The 15,616-nt window shown below is 64.7% G+C and carries 11 protein-coding genes and 1 riboswitch; of the genes, 2 read left to right on the top strand and 9 right to left on the bottom strand.

Annotated elements, in window-relative coordinates; all coding sequences use genetic code 11:
- Nucleotides 1-80: 80 nt before the first annotated feature.
- The 8 genes from R2N16_RS12455 to R2N16_RS12420 form a co-directional block, all read right to left on the bottom strand.
- Nucleotides 81-989 carry an amino acid ABC transporter substrate-binding protein gene (locus tag R2N16_RS12455; RefSeq protein WP_316666006.1) on the bottom strand — a complete coding sequence of 303 codons (909 nt, stop codon included), beginning with the start codon at nt 987-989 and terminating at the stop codon, nt 81-83.
- A gap of 256 nt (nt 990-1,245) precedes the next feature.
- Entirely contained in the window at nt 1,246-2,133 is an 888-nt protein-coding gene (locus R2N16_RS12450) for an amino acid ABC transporter substrate-binding protein (RefSeq protein WP_316666005.1), read from the bottom strand.
- 128 nt (nt 2,134-2,261) lie between these two features.
- Nucleotides 2,262-3,923 carry an acyl-CoA dehydrogenase family protein gene (locus tag R2N16_RS12445; RefSeq protein WP_316666004.1) on the bottom strand — a complete coding sequence of 554 codons (1,662 nt, stop codon included), beginning with the start codon at nt 3,921-3,923 and terminating at the stop codon, nt 2,262-2,264.
- Nucleotides 3,924-4,003: 80 nt separating this feature from the next.
- On the bottom strand, nt 4,004-4,513 hold the full coding sequence (locus R2N16_RS12440; RefSeq protein ID WP_316666003.1) for a GNAT family N-acetyltransferase: 510 nt from the start codon (nt 4,511-4,513) through the stop codon (nt 4,004-4,006).
- An 8-nt stretch (nt 4,514-4,521) separates the two neighbouring features.
- Entirely contained in the window at nt 4,522-4,824 is a 303-nt protein-coding gene (locus R2N16_RS25515) for a DUF6916 family protein (RefSeq protein WP_428984125.1), read from the bottom strand.
- A gap of 80 nt (nt 4,825-4,904) precedes the next feature.
- Nucleotides 4,905-5,426: a phage tail protein gene (locus R2N16_RS12430; RefSeq protein WP_316666001.1), complete on the bottom strand. Its 522-nt coding sequence runs from the start codon at nt 5,424-5,426 to the stop codon at nt 4,905-4,907.
- Between the two features lie 17 nt (nt 5,427-5,443).
- Nucleotides 5,444-5,980, bottom strand: a complete 537-nt coding sequence (locus R2N16_RS12425; protein ID WP_316666000.1) for a phage tail protein — start codon at nt 5,978-5,980, stop codon at nt 5,444-5,446.
- 10 nt (nt 5,981-5,990) lie between these two features.
- Nucleotides 5,991-6,539 (bottom strand): phage tail protein, encoded by a 549-nt coding sequence (locus tag R2N16_RS12420; protein ID WP_316665999.1) that lies wholly within the window; start codon nt 6,537-6,539, stop codon nt 5,991-5,993.
- A gap of 496 nt (nt 6,540-7,035) precedes the next feature.
- Here R2N16_RS12420 and R2N16_RS12415 point away from each other — a divergent pair, with 496 nt between their 5' ends.
- Complete coding sequence (locus R2N16_RS12415) at nt 7,036-12,072, top strand: putative Ig domain-containing protein (RefSeq protein WP_428984124.1); 5,037 nt, start codon at nt 7,036-7,038, stop codon at nt 12,070-12,072.
- Nucleotides 12,073-12,142: 70 nt separating this feature from the next.
- On the opposite strand, the gene R2N16_RS12410 is transcribed toward R2N16_RS12415, so the two are convergent.
- Nucleotides 12,143-13,303, bottom strand: a complete 1,161-nt coding sequence (locus tag R2N16_RS12410) for an NAD(P)H-dependent flavin oxidoreductase (protein WP_316665997.1) — start codon at nt 13,301-13,303, stop codon at nt 12,143-12,145.
- 215 nt (nt 13,304-13,518) lie between these two features.
- A riboswitch (TPP riboswitch) is annotated at nt 13,519-13,620 on the top strand.
- A gap of 96 nt (nt 13,621-13,716) precedes the next feature.
- Between R2N16_RS12410 and thiC the strand changes: the two genes are divergently transcribed.
- Nucleotides 13,717-15,612: a phosphomethylpyrimidine synthase ThiC gene (gene thiC, locus R2N16_RS12405; RefSeq protein WP_316665996.1), complete on the top strand. Its 1,896-nt coding sequence runs from the start codon at nt 13,717-13,719 to the stop codon at nt 15,610-15,612.
- Nucleotides 15,613-15,616: the final 4 nt, after the last annotated feature.

Below are 15,616 nucleotides of genomic sequence, written 5' to 3'. Positions count from 1 at the left end.
TGAGTCAGCCCCGGCAGGGGATGAAACAAGGGATCGACCACAAACACCCACCCCGGCCGGGGACAAAACAGGCACTGGGATCAGTTCCCAGCACTATCCGTAGGCGTATTAAACGAATCCCGAAGCAAGTAACTCATCGGCACTTCCAGATTCACCCCATTGGGTGGAATCGGCTGCTGAAACCACTTCTTGTACAGCTTCGGCACCTCGCCGTCGACAATCAGCCGCGTCATCGACTGGTCGATCAGCTTCTTGAACTCGGGGTCTTGCTTGCTGAGCATGATCGCGTACGACGACACGAGTTGTGTCTTGCCCGCAAGGCGATAGTCGGCCGGGTTCTTGGCAGTGGCGCGCATGCCCGAGAGCAGGATGTCGTCACCGGCAAACGCATTGGCGCGGCCATCGGCCAGCATCGCAAATGCGCTGCGCAGGTCGTTGGCGTCCACCACGTTCATCGTCATGCCGGTCTCATTGAGCTTGCGTGCGAGGTCGGCATTGGTCGAGCCGCGCGCGGCCACCACCGTCTTGCCGTTCAGGTCTTCCCATTGCTGGATCGGCGAGCCGGCCTTCACCAGCATGCGGCCCTTGGTGATGTAGTGCGGAACGGTGAAGGCCACCTTCTGGCGGCGCTCCGGCGAGTTGTTGGTCGAGCCGCATTCGAGGTCGGCCTTGCCCGTGGCGATCACGTCCAGGCGGTTGGCCGCCGTAACGGGCACATACTGCACCTTCAGGTCGGGCCGCTTGAGCGAAGTCCGCAGCGAATCGATCAGCCGCGAACAGATGTCGATCGTGTAGCCGACCGGCTTGCTGCCATCGAGGTACGAGAACGGAATCGAGTCTTCCCGATATGCCACGTGCACCGTGCCCGAGTCGCGGATGCGATCGAGCGTCGGGGTGGCGGCAGCGGCGTCGGGTGAGAAGAATGCGGCGGAAACAGCGGCAGGAACGGCAAGCGTGGCCAGCAGCCACGTGCGCGCGGGGAACAGCATCGTCAAAGGTCCTGGGAGAGAGTTAGGGCTCTAATGGCACGACTTGCGACGCCGTTGCCCTGTCGGCGCCGCAATCTGAGCAATGGTTTGCCAGGCAAGGCCCGCCGATTGCGCAGAATTGGCCTGCGCGCCGCCACTCCCCCCCGGGGAATGCCAAAACGTGAAGCAATGTCACGCGCCGCCATGGGCGCGCATTATGCGCTGATGCGGGTATACCCTCAAGCGCCTTCTCGGTGCAGGGTTGATGGGTGTTGCGTCAGTCCGCCACCTTGTCGGTGGGGAACTTGAACGAGTCGCGCAGCAGGAAGCTCATCGGGATCTCGAGCTTCACGCCATTCGGCGCAATGGGTTGCTGGAACCACTTCTTGTAGAGCTTTTCCGCTTCGCCATCGAGGATCGTGCGCGACATCGCCAGGTCGATCACCTTCTTGAACTCGGCGTCGTCCTTGCCAAGCATGATCGCGTACGGCGCGACTGCCAGGTTGCTGCCGACGACCGCGTAGTCGGCGGGGTGGGGCGACGTGGCGCGAAAGCCATAAAGCAGCACATCGTCCATCGCAAACGCATCGGCGCGGCCGGCGGCCACCATGCCGAAGGCTTCGGCGTGGTCGCGGGCTTCGATCACGTTGATCTTGAGAACGCGCGCATCGGCCATCGCGCGGATCTGCCCGCCGTTTGTGCTGCCGCGTGTGGACACCACCGTCTTGTTGTTGAGGTCTTCCCAGCGGTGGATGCCCGAATTGGTCTTCACCAGCATGCGGCTGCTGGCAATGTAATGCGGGATAGTGAACGCTACCTTCTCGCGTCGCTCGCGCGTGTTGTTGGTCGAGCCGCATTCGAGGTCCGCGCGGCCTTCGGCAATGGCGGGGATGCGCGTGGCAGGGGTCACGGCCACGTACTGCACGGTCAGGTCGGGCCGCTTGACCGCCACCTTGATCGCGTCGACCAGCCGCGCGCACAGGTCGATCGAGTACCCCACCGGCTTGCCGCCATCGACGTAGGAGAACGGCACGGAGTTCTCGCGATACGCCAACCGGACAGCGCCGGTATCGCGAATGTGGTCAAGCACGGGGGATGCGGCCAACGCCTGGAAAGCGCACAACGCCAGGCCGGCCGCGAGCAATGCGCGGGTCGTGTGAGGCACGGGATGTCTCCTGTCTGATTATTCTTTTGGTGCCGGCGCGCTCGCGCGGCCCCCCAACCCTAGGCGATGCGGTCTTTCATCCCGCTTTCACGCTGGTTTTCCAGCGTTGCTCTTCACAGCGTCTGTCTTCATACGGGCCAGGCGCGTTGCAGCACCGCGCCCAGTTCCTGCGCGTGTCCATCGAGCGTGCCGAACACGCGGCCATGCTGATGATGGAAGCGGCTGGCGATAAAGCGCTCCGCGTCGTCCGGGTGGGCGTAGGCCAGCATCAGCGCCGCCTGCGCGGTGAGCGCCAGCCCTTGCGCGATGCGGCGTGCGGAGGTTTCCTGAATGTCGCCCGGCTGATGCAGCATCGCCTGCAGCGCGGCCAGTTCCGCACGCACGGCACGGTGGCCCTGCGCGCGCTCGCCAATGTCGTGCATCAGGCGCAGCGCATCGTCCGGCGTGCGGGCGATGGCGCGCAGCACGTCCAGGCACATCACGTTGCCCGAGCCTTCCCAGATGGAATTGACCGGCGCCTCGCGGTACAGGCGCGCCATTGGACCTTCTTCGACATAGCCGTTGCCGCCCCAGACTTCCATCGCCTCGCCGGTCGCTTCAATGGTGCGCTTGCAGATCCAGAACTTGGCCGCGGGCGTGACGATGCGCTTCCATGCTGCGGCCAGCGGATCGACATCGGCGCGCTCGAACGCGTTGCCCAGTTCCATCATCAACAAGGTCGCGGCTTGTGATTCGAGCGCGAGATCGGCCAGCACGTTGCGCATGAGCGGCTGATCGACCAGCAGGCGGCCGAATGCCATGCGATGGCGCGCGTGGTGCAGCGCCTGCATCAGCGCGTGGCGCAGGATGGCCGCGCTGCCGATCACGCAATCTAGCCGCGTGTGCGTCGCCATCTCGATGATGGTCGGAATGCCGCGCCCTTCCTCGCCGATGAGGATGCCTTCCGCGCCGCGGAACTCCACTTCGCTGCTGGCGTTGGAACGGTTGCCGAGCTTGTCTTTCAGGCGCTGGATCTCGATCGGATTCTTGCTGCCGTCGTCGCGAAAGCGCGGCACGAAGAAGCACGACAGCGGCCCGTCTTCCGCGCCCATGCGCGCGACCACCAGGTGCGCATCGCACATCGGCGCAGAGAAGAACCACTTGTGCCCGGTGATGGCGTATGTCGCGCCACGGCCCTCGCCGCGCAACGGGGTGGCCACCGTGGTGTTGCTGCGCACGTCGGAGCCGCCCTGCTTCTCGGTCATGCCCATGCCGATGAGGATGGCGGTTTTCTGGCGCCAAGGCAGATCGCGCGCGTCGTGTTCTCGGGCATAGAGACGGGGCCCCAGCTCGGCAAACAGCGCCGTCTCTTTCTGCAGCACGGGGATGCTGGCGAACGTCATCGTTGCCGGGCACAGCGTGCCGGATTCGATCTGCGCTTGCATGTAGTAGCCCGCGGTGCGCGCGGCCCATGCGCCGGGGCGCGGGTCGGCAAACGGCAGGGCTTGCAGGCCCTGGCTGCGCATCAGGCCGAGCAGCGCGTGCCAGGCGGGGTCGAAGCGGATGGCGTCGATGCGCACGCCGGTCCGGCTGTGGGTGTGGAGTTCCGGGTGGTATGCGTTGGCCTCAGCGGCCCATCGGAGGGTTTCTGGCGCGCCCAGCTGGTCACCGAAGGATCGCAATGCATCGGCATTCCAGCCGCCACCCAGGCGTTCGAGCGCACGTTGCAGCGTGGTGTCGGCCGTGAAGGCGTTGAAGCCGGTCAGGTCCGGGACCTGATTGAAGACGCGGTGGGTGGCCTCGGTGGGCATTGGGGGTCTCCTGGCGTGTCGCATTTGGTTGTGTGGGCCATGGTAGACCACCGGCGGTGGGGGTGGGTGGAGGGGGATTTCTATACGGATGCCGCTTGCACCGCGGCCCCGTCCCACTCCAGAAACAAGTACACGCCCTTGTCCTCCACCAGCCGAAACCCCATCCGCTGATACAAGCGCTGAGCGGGGTTGAAACGCTCCACATGAATCTGCACCCGCTTACCCACGGTAAGCGCCTGTGCAAATACGGCAGAGAGCACCGCGCCGCCGATCCCCGCGCCGCATCGTTCCGGCACCAGCGAGATGTCGACGATGAGCAGTGCGTCCTGACGATGTTGCAGGTAGATGCGCCCGGCAGGCACACCATCCTGCTCGATCAGGAAGAACTCCGCGTCGGGGTAGGCAAAGTAGGCGCGTTGCTGCGCGTCGAACTGCATCCGGACGAACTGCGCTTTCTGTTCATCGGTCCACCCGGTCGCCTGCATTTCGGCTTCGCGGGTGGTGCCGTAGAGGTGCAGCAGGAAGGGTTGGTCTGCGTCAGTCAGCGGGCGCAGCGTGGTGCCCGGATGCTCGATCGGGAAGGCAGGCATGCAGTGCCTCAGGCAAGGTTGAAGCAGGCCTGGTAGCGAAAGCCCTCCGTGGTGCGGGCGACCGGTACCAGGAACATCGGCTGTTCGGCAAGCGTGTCGTGCTGCAGGAAGTACGTGCCCTGTTGCAGCATGAACGATGCATGGCCTGCAAAAAACAGCGAAAACACCCGCTGGCCTGGGCGGGCCGCGGAATCGGCTGTCACCTCTTCCAGATGCAACGTGAAGTGCGGGTTTGGGGCTTGTCCTGACTCTTGGAGGACGGAGAAGACGGTGCCGACATGTGGTTGAAACAACTCTGCGGAGATCGTCATAGGTGGGCGAGAGGGAATGCGGAAAGTGGTGCGGCGGACCGGCGCAATAAGCTCCGCTAGTCCGCCGCAACGGCCACGTTTTACGGGTGTTGCGGCCAAGCGCCTTGCAGCGCGATGCAGTAGTTCATGACCAGGAACGGCTGCATGTTCTCGTGCGGCTGGCTGCCCCCGGAAGCGCCGACCGCCTGCGGTGCCAGCGAAGTGATCGCCGGTGCCGGTGAGGCATCTGTATTGATGAACGACTGGTTGAGCGTCACCTGAAAGCGCGCCGGCAGGCGGCCATCTGCCGTCGTCGAAGCTGCACGGCTGTTGTCACCGTATGCCGTGTGCGAGTGGGATGGCATCTCGGTATCTGCCAGCGAGACGGTGGACGAGCCCTGCGGATCGTTGAGCACGCCGCCCACGGGGCCCATGACTGCCCGCCCACGGAGGTCAGGTAGGCCGAAGGTTGTTGAACCGTTGCCCCCATAGTTGGTGCCAAGGATGGAGAACAGTGGCGTGTTCTGCGAGATCGGCATGATTGCCCCATCGCAGGCGGCCCAGTCCACCGGCGCAAAGTTAAACCCGAAGATACGGATTTCCCCGACGAATTGATCAGACATAGGATTCCCCTTTCGACTCAGCCTTGCGACGGGTAGATGCCCGCGGTGGCGATGATGTAGTTGATGGAGGCCGTCGGCATTTGATTGGTATGCGCCTGATTGCCGCCGGCCTGCCCGATCGTCTGGGGGGCCAGCGCGGCTTTGCCCGGCGGATTTGCCGTGCCGGCGTCGTAGAAGCCCTGCGCGTTCGATACGGTCGCCAGCAGTACGCTCGGGCCGGGCGTAATAGTGGTGGCGGCTGCACTGGTGCAGTTGATGGCGTGGTTGTGCCCCGAGATCTGATTGGTCGTCAACGTCACGCTGTCGACGCCGAACTGCTGTCCGATCAGGCGGTTGGTCAACCCTGGGCCCTGCCCTTGTCCCACAGGAAGCTTCCCCTGCAGGTCCGGCAAGCCGAAGTTGCTCTGGCCATCGCCACCGTAAGTGGTGCCGAGCAGAGTGAAAAGGGCTTCGTTCTCCGATATGCCAATGATCTGGCCCTGACAAAGCAGCCAGCCCACCGGGGCATAGTTGCCAGCGAACAGGCGGATTTCGCCAACGTATGGTTCTGCCATGAGTGATCTCCTAACCGCGTGACGGATACACGCCGGTCAGCGCGATGATGTAGTTCAGCGCCAGCGAGGGCTGCATGTTTTCGTGCGGCTGGTTGCCGCCGCTGGAGCCGCAGGCTTCGTTCGACAGCGGCGTCAACGTGCCGGGGGCGCCGTAAAGCAGGGTGCCTGCGCTCGGGGGCCCGGGATTCGTCGGGTTGTAAATGTTGCTGGTGGCTAGCAGATGGTTCTGCGTGATGCCTGTGGTCGGCAATGTGGCGGGCGTCGTCGATGCATTGAATGGGTGGCTGTGCGCCGGCACTTGTGTGGTCGACAGCGTGACGGTCTCGACGCCACCTACCTCGCCTTGCACGTAGTCCTGCAGGTCGCGATGCAGCGGCGTGCGCCCACGCAGGTCCGGCAACGCAAAGTTGGTCGTGCCATTGCCGCCATATTGCGTGCCCAGTAGCGAAAACAACGCAGTGTTCGTCTGGATGGGCAGCAGTGCGCCGTTGCACAAGGCCCATCCTTTTGGTGGAAAAGGAAATCCACAGAGGCGAATCTCGCCCAGGTATTGATCCACGACCCCTCCTCGTAATGTGGCATCGCCACGATAATTGAATTCTTCGGCGCCTAAATTTTTCTATTAATGGTCTCTGCGTCTCAATTTGATTGGCGGTCTGGTCATGGTGTATCACCCAGACATAATGGACAGGATTTTCACGTTGCCTGTATGAAAACCCTGTGTCAAGGCAGCAGAGCGTGCCAAAAGCGATACACCATGCCAATTCATCCGAAAGTTTGTATTGACGGCATGGGAAGCCTTTCATAGCATCGCGTCGGGGTCGCTGCGCCTGTTCATTTTAAAAACAAAGGCGTATTGATCTATCGGGGGGTATTTATAGGGGTTAACACTTAATCATTGCATGGTTAGACGCTATGCAATGGATTGTAGGTGTTCAAATCTGCGCGCTATTTCCCCTCGTCACCGGGGAGTGCCTGATGGGGATCGGGCACTGAATTTCCCATTACGCCACAAAGAGAAAAGCCCGCGGCAGAGCGGGCGGAACGAGGGAGAAATGCGCGTGCTGACACAAAACAGCCCGTATGGCCGGCGTGGGGTCGCCGGATGGTCAATGTTCCGGTGCCTGGCGGCGTTGGGGCGGGAATGGATGCGCCGGGGCTTGCTGGCCGTGCTGGCGATCGGGTTGACGGTGTTGTCGCAGGGGGCATTCGCGAACATCTCATGCTCCGTCTCGTTTTCGATGCAGCAAAACACGACGAAAACCTACTCGCTGACGGCTGGTGAAAATGCGGCATGTGATCCGCTTAACGTAGGGATAGCGTTCGACAGCATCGGAGACCAAAATTTCAACAACACCTCGGGCGCCGTTACCACTCCAACCACGCAAGGCGGTACGTTCTATATTTTTGCCAATGTCCCCGGTGGCAGCGGTGCCGAGAACGGTTTCGTCTACACGCCCCCCAACTCTTCTTTCAGCGGCACGGATACGGCGACGTTCTATATCACGAGCGACGGTGGCAACTGGACGCCTACCGGCTCCTTGACCATTACCGTGATCCCAACTGCGCCCGCGGTGACGAGCATTTCGCCGAACGCCGGCTCGACCGCCGGGGGCACCGCGGTCAACATCACCGGCACCGGTTTCAACGGCGCGACTGCGGTCAAGTTTGGCGCGACCAACGCAAGCAGCTTCACCGTCAACAGCGCCACATCGATCACAGCCACCTCGCCCGCAGGGGCGGCCGGTACGGTTGACATCACCGTGACCAACGCCAGCGGCACCAGCACCACCGGCGGTCCAGATCAGTTCACGTTTGTTGCGCCCCCTGTTGCGAATGCGGTCAGCGCCACCGTGGCGCATGGCAGTACCGCAAATCCGATCACACTGAACATCACTGGGGGCGCGCCGCTAATCGTGGCCGTCGCCACCCAGGCGACCCACGGTACGGCGACGGCCTCTGGCACATCCATCACTTACACGCCGACCGCGTCGTACTCGGGGCCGGACTCGTTCACGTATACCGCCACCAATGCGGGCGGCACGTCGGCGCCGGCCACGGCGACGATCACGGTGTCGCCACCCACGGTCACGTACACGCCGTCATCCCCAGCCGGCGGTACCGTGGGCACGGCTTACAGCCAGTCGCTCGCCTCGGCCAGCGGCGGCACGGCGCCTTACACCTACGCAGTCACAGGCGGTTCGCTGCCGGCGGGCGTGACGTTGGCCGGCAACGGCACGCTGTCAGGTACGCCCACCGCATCGGGCAGCTTCAACTTCACCGTGACAGCCACCGACAGCAGCACGGGCACCGGGCCGTTTACGGCCACGAGCGGCACGCTCACACTGAACATCGCTGCACCGACGATCACACTCTCGCCGTCCACATTGACGAATGCCACCGTTGCGACGGCATATAGCCAGACGGTAACGGCCAGCGGCGGTACGGCGCCGTACACCTACGCAGTCACAGGCGGTTCGCTGCCGACGGGCATGACGCTTAGCTCGGGTGGCGTACTCTCGGGCACGCCCACCGCAGGCGGGGCGTTCAATTTCACGGTAACGGCGACCGACAGTTCGGCCGGTTCGGGGCCCTACACGGGGAGCCGGGCATATTCGTTCGTTGTGAATGCGCCCACGTTGTCGATCACGCCGGCATCGGGCAGCCTCAGTGCCTCGGCCGGGGTGGCTTACAGCCAGACGTTCAGCACCAGCGGTGGCACGTCGCCGTACACCTACAGCATCGTCGTCAACAGCGGTTCGTTGCCGACCGGCGTGTCGTTCAACAGCGGCACCGGCGTGTTGTCGGGCACGCCCACCAGCACGGGCACCGTTAACTTCACCATCACCGCCACCGACAGTTCGACGGGCACCGGGCCGTACATCACATCGGGCACCTACACGCTGACCACCTCGGCGCCCACCATCAGCCTCTCGCCCGCATCGCTGCCGGCCAGCACGGTAGGCGTGGCCTACAGTCAGACCGCCACGGCCAGCGGTGGCGCAGCGCCCTATGGTTACGCGGTGACTTCCGGAGCGCTGCCGGCGGGCCTGAGCCTGAGCAGCAGCACCGGCGCGATCACCGGCACGCCCACGGCTGGCGGCACGTTCAACTTCACTGTCACGGCCACTGACGCCAACAGCTACACCGGCGCGCGCGCGTACAGCCTGACGGTCAACGCGCCCACCATTGCGGTGAGCCCAACCACGCTGCCGGGCGGCACCATCGCCACTGCCTATAGCCAGACCATCACGGCCAGCGGCGGCACGTCGCCGTACAGCTATGCCATCTCGGCCGGCGCGCTGCCGACAGGCATGGCGCTGACGTCGGGCGGCGTGCTGTCCGGCACGCCCACGGCGGGCGGCACGTTCAACTTCACCGTCACGGCCAACGACAGCAGCACCGGCACGGGTACGCCGTATTCGGGCAGCCGCGCCTACTCGCTGACGATCGGAGCGCCCAGCATGACGATCACACCGGCGGCAGGTGCACTCAGCGGTACGGCGGGCACGTCCTACAGCCGTAGCTTCTCCGTCAGCGGCGGCACGAGCCCGTACACCTACGCCTTCGTGGTCAACAGCGGCACCCTGCCCACGGGTCTGAACTGGAACGCGGCCACGGCCACACTGTCGGGCACACCCACCTCGGCCGGTACGGTCAACTTCACGGTGACCGGCACCGACAGTTCGACGGGGGCGGGTGCCCCGTTTGCGGTGAGCGGCGTCTATACGCTTACCATCGCCGCGCCCAGCGTCACCGTGTCACCAACCACCCTGCCCAACCCGGCCATCGCCACTGCGTATAGCCAGACCGTGACGGCGGCCAATGGCACTGCCCCGTACACCTATAGCATTACGGCGGGCACGCTGCCGGTGGGCCTGAGCCTGAACAGCAGCACGGGAGCGATCACGGGCACGCCCACGGCTGGCGGCACGTTCAACTTCATCATCACGGCCACCGATGCCAACAGCTTTGCGGCCAGCCGTGCGTACAGCGTCGTCATCGGTGCCGCGACGGTGACGGTGAATCCGGCCACCGTCGCGGCCGCCCAGGTCACCACCGCTTACAGCCAGACCTTCAGTGCTACCGGCGGCACCGCGCCCTACACGTACGCGGTATCCGCCGGCGCGCTGCCGGCGGGCCTGAGCCTGAACGCCAGCACTGGAGTTCTGTCGGGCACGCCCGCCACGCTGGGCAGCAGCACGTTCACGGTGAAGGCCACCGACAGCAGCACCGGCACGGGTGCCCCGTACAGCGGCACGCGCAGCTATACGGTTGTGGTGGGCCAGGTGATCGGCACCGCGCCGGCCGTCACCACGACGACGCTCTCCAACGCACCTGTCACGGTGCACGCAACGGCCAATGCGACGGGTGGGCCGTTCTCGTCCATCGCCATTGTCAGCCCGCCGGCCAGCGGCACGGCCGTGGTCAATGGTCTGGACATCGTCTACACCCCTGCCCCGACCACCTCCGGCGCAGTCAATTTCACTTATGCGCTGATCAATACGGCCGGCACGTCCGCGCCGATTCCGGTGACGGTCAATGTGAACGCCGTGCCGATTGCCGTGGCGCAAAAGCAGGCCATCACGTCGTCTGGCCAGGGCGTGAGCGTAGACCTGACCGAAGGTGCCACCGGCGGGCCATTCACCGGGGCGACGCTGGTGTCGGTGGTGCCGTCCAACGCCGGCACGGCCACGATCGTGCAGAAGGCGGTGCAGACCCCGGCCAGTGTCAAGACCCCGGCCGCGGCGGCATCGACGTACGTGCTGAACTTCACGCCGTCCAGCACGTACAGCGGTCAGGCGGTGCTGACGTACACGCTGTCCAACGCGTTCGCCACCTCGACACCGGCCACCGTGCAGGTGAGCGTGGCGCCGCGCAAGGACCCCTCGGCTGACCCGGATGTGGCGGGCCTGATCAATGCGCAGATCCAAGCCGCACGGCGCTTCGCCACCACGCAGATCGACAACTACAACCGGCGCCTCGAAGCGCTGCACGGCACCGGCCGCGCGCCGTCAGAGAACGGGTTGACGGTTGCCATGCCCGGCGCACGCGCGGCTGATGCGCAGGCGCGCTGCCAGGATGTCTTTGGTATCGCCGCGCATGACGCCTGCGTGCGCGGGGATGGCCCGGGCCGCTCGTTCGCGCGCGGCAAGCGCAATCCGGATGCGGCCAACAACAAGGACGACAAGTCCAACGCCGACGCCGGCCCCGACCTGCCGGGCGCCGATGCTGCGGCCAATGGCGCCAACAGCACCGACACGAACCTCGCGTTCTGGAGCGCCGGCACGCTGGACTTCGGTTTTGCCAACGCAGGCACGCAGCGCTCGGGCTTCCGCTTCACCACGGGCGGCGTAACGGCAGGTGCGGATTACCGCGTGTCGGATCAGCTCTCAGTCGGTGCCGGCTTCGGCTACGGGCGGGATTCGACCGACATCGGCAACGCTGGCACCAAGAGCACGGGCGACAGCTACAGCCTCGCGCTGTATGGCAGCTACCGCCCGCTGCCGTCGCTGTTCCTGGATGGCGTCGCGGGCTTCGGCACGCTCAGCTTCGACTCGCGCCGCTGGGTGACGGACGCCAATGATTTCGCCACCGGCAAGCGCAACGGCAAGCAGATGTTCGCATCGGTCTCGGCCGGCTACGAGCATCGGGACCGGACCTGGCTCGTCTCACCGTACGGCCGCCTGTCGGTGTCGCAATCAACGCTGGACCAGTTCAGCGAATCGGGGGCGGGCATCAACGCGCTCACATACTTCGAGCAGACCGTGACGACTGTCTCCGGCACGCTCGGCCTGCGGGCGGAATACACGCAGAAGACCAAGTGGGGCACGTTCCTGCCGTTTGCGCGCGTGGAGTACCAGCACGACTTCAACGGTCAGGGCAACGCGGGTCTGGCATACGCCGACCTGGCATCGGCTGGCCCGGCGTATTACGTACCGGGCACGCCGTTTGGCCGCGATCGCATGCAGATCGGGCTGGGGACGAAGTTCCGCACCGGTCCGCTCACATTCGGGCTGGACTACAACGTGATGGTGGGCATGGGCGGTCTGCAGCAAGGGGTGCGATTGACTTTCGCCGCACCGTTCTGAAGCGGCACACGCCCAGCAAAAAGCCAGCCCTCGGGCTGGCTTTTTTGTTCGCATGGAGATTTTCCGTGCGTCAGGGCTTTGCCGGTGCCAAAACGGGCTTCTCGCCAGTCAACAGGTAGTGCATCAACTCCCGCACCGGCCGAATCGCTTCGCCAAACGGCAGCTTCCCAGCCCCACGGAAGAACAGCCCCCGCTCCACATCCCCACGCAGCGCCTGCGCAAGCTTCAAGTCGATGCAGAACTGTCCCACCTTCCCAATCCCATCCCGCAGTCCACACGTCTGCAGGCAATCGAACCCCTGCAAGCAATCGCGCACCTTGGCCTTGGCCTGCAGTGCACTTTCGCGCGAGAGATACCGCGACAACCAAGGCGTCATCACCGCACGCGCCGGCAACCCCGCCACGCTGACAAACTCGCCGATATCCCCCTGCTCCGCACCGGTCAGCACCCGCTTGAAGCGCACGTGCGCATCGCCTTCCTCCGTCACCGCAAACGCAGTGCCGAGCTGCACGGCCGCAGCGCCCTTGTCCAGCCAATGCCGAACCTTCGCGTGCGAATCGATGCCACCCGCGAGGATGATCGGAACCTGCTCCGCCGCCAGCCCCAGCTTGACGAACAGCTCACGGCATTCATCCAGCACGCGCGCGAACGAGAACCGCTCATCGCGCAGATCTTCAATACGTGCAGCGCCCAGGTGTCCGCCCGCGTGCGACGGATGCTCGATCACCACGGCATCCGGCAGCCGCGCCTTCTTCATCCACCGCTTGAGCACCACGCCCACGCCGCGCGAGTCCGACAGGATCGGGATGAGTGCCACCTTCGGATATTCCGCCGTCATCTCCGGCAGATCGAGCGGCAGGCCCGCGCCCATGACGATCGCATCGGCGCCGCTCTCGCACGCCTGGCGCACCAGTGCGGGGTGCGATTCCACCGCCTTCATCACGTTCACGGCGATCATGCCGTTGCCCTGGCTGCCTTCGCGCGCGGCGCGGATCTCCCGATCCAGCGCGACGAGGTTGGCGGCGTTGATGGCGTCCTTGTCACGCGACTTTTCCGTGGCGGCAACGAGGTCCGCATGGTGATGCCGCAAGTCGATGCTGGCGATGGTGCCGACGCCGCCTTCGCGCGCCACGGCGCCGGCCAGCCGGTGCGCCGAAATACCCACGCCCATCCCGCCCTGCACGATGGGTACGAGGCTGCGCCCCGCGAGTGTGAACCGACGCTCCAGCATGACAACTCCCAGCGGCCGTGCCGCAATGCAATAGAAAAGGGATTGAGCGTCGCATAGGTGAAACGCGGCGGGGTTGCGCAAGATCAAGGCAGGCCGCGCCGGTGCGCGCCGCCGCACATTGCGTGGCGGTTTGGACTGAAATGACCGGTCAGCCGTCAACTCACGGTTTTTCGTGCTGGCAACGGCGGCAGCCCTGTGCTTAAATTCAGCCTCGTTGGATGAAACAGGGGTGCCGTACGGATGGGCCGTGCGGCTGAGAGAGTCCCTTCGCACCCGATCCGGTTCGTACCGGCGTGGGAAGTTTCAGAACACCGCGTAGTCTCTGGCAGCCCCCTCCGTTCTTCGGGTCACGCCACCTCTCCCGGTTTCGTCCACTGCCTGCTCCACCAGGCCACAGAATCAAGGACGAGACCATGCCCCAAGCCAAAAACGCCCCCGCCGCATCGTTCGACTCGCTGCAGTCCGAGCTCGACCAGAAGTTCGCCTATCCGGCATCCAGCAAGACCTACATCACCGGCAGCCGAGCAGACATTCGGGTGCCGATGCGCACCATCAAGCAGACCGCCACGCGCACCGACAAGGGCGAGATGCTGAACCCGCCGGTGCCGGTGTACGACACCTCGGGCCCGTACTCCGACCCGGACGTGCACATTGACCTGAAGGCCGGCCTGGCCCCCCTGCGCGCCAAGTGGATCGACGAGCGCGGCGATACGGAAGTCCTCTCGGGCCTGTCGTCCGAATACGGCCAGACGCGTGCCAACGACCCGGCCACGGCGCACCTGCGCTTCTCGCACATCTCCAAGCCGCGCCGCGCCAAGGCTGGCGCCAACGTGAGCCAGATGCACTACGCGCGTCGCGGCATCATCACGCCGGAAATGGAGTACGTCGCGCTGCGCGAATCGCTGAACCTGCAAGCGCTGCAAGACAAGCCCGAGTACCGCCAACTGCTCACGCAGCATCCGGGCTTCTCGTATGGCGCCAACCTCCCGCAGCGCCCCGAAGACATCACGCCGGAGTTCGTGCGTGCGGAAGTGGCCGCGGGCCGCGCCATCATTCCCGCCAACATCAACCACACCGAGCTGGAGCCGATGGCCATCGGCCGCAACTTCCGCGTGAAGATCAACGGCAACCTCGGCAACTCGGCGGTCACCTCGTCGCTGGCCGAGGAAGTGGAAAAGATGGTGTGGGCGATCCGTTGGGGTGCCGACACGATCATGGACCTCTCCACCGGCAAGCACATCCACGAGACGCGCGAATGGATCCTGCGCAATTCGCCGGTGCCCATCGGCACGGTGCCCATCTACCAGGCGCTGGACAAGACCGGCGGCGTGGCCGAAGACCTGACGTGGGAGATGTTCCGCGACACGCTGATCGAACAAGCCGAGCAGGGCGTGGACTACTTCACCATCCACGCCGGCGTGCTGCTGCGCTATGTGCCGCTGACGGCCGACCGCATCACGGGCATCGTCTCGCGCGGTGGCTCCATCATGGCCAAGTGGTGCCTGGCGCATCACAAGGAAAACTTCCTGTACACGCACTTCGACGAGATCTGCGAAATCATGAAGGCGTACGACGTGTCGTTCAGCCTGGGTGACGGTCTGCGCCCCGGTTGCATTGCCGACTCGAACGACGCCGCGCAATTCGGCGAGCTGCACACGCTGGGTGAACTCACCAAGAAGGCGTGGGAGCACGACGTGCAGGTGATGATCGAAGGCCCGGGCCACGTGCCGCTGCAACGCGTGCAGGCGAACATGGACGAAGAGCTGAAGCACTGCTTCGAAGCCCCGTTCTACACGCTTGGCCCCCTGGTGACGGACATCGCCCCGGGCTACGACCACATCACCAGCGGCATCGGTGCGGCCAACATCGGCTGGTACGGCACGGCCATGCTCTGCTACGTCACGCCCAAGGAGCACCTGGGCCTGCCTGACAAGGAAGACGTGCGCGAAGGCATCATCACCTACAAGATCGCCGCGCACGCAGCTGACCTGGCCAAGGGCTGGCCGGGCGCGCAGCTGCGTGACAACGCGCTGTCCAAAGCACGCTTCGAATTCCGCTGGGAAGACCAGTTCAACCTCGGCCTGGATCCGGAGAAGGCGCGCGCCTTCCACGATGAAACGCTGCCGGCCGAGGGCGCCAAGATCGCGCACTTCTGTTCGATGTGCGGTCCGAAGTTCTGCTCGATGAAGATCACGCAGGAAGTGCGCGACTACGCGGCCACGCTCGACGCCAACGCCACCGCTGCCGTGAGCGGCATGGAAGAGAAGTCGATCGAGTTCCGCAAGAGCGGCGGCAAGATCTACAGCTAACCCA

It is taken from the genome of Ralstonia psammae (assembly GCF_958405935.1).
Taxonomy (GTDB): domain Bacteria; phylum Pseudomonadota; class Gammaproteobacteria; order Burkholderiales; family Burkholderiaceae; genus Ralstonia; species Ralstonia psammae.
The sequence above is the reverse complement of the archived record's forward strand: the minus strand, read 5'-3'. Positions and strand labels throughout refer to the sequence as shown.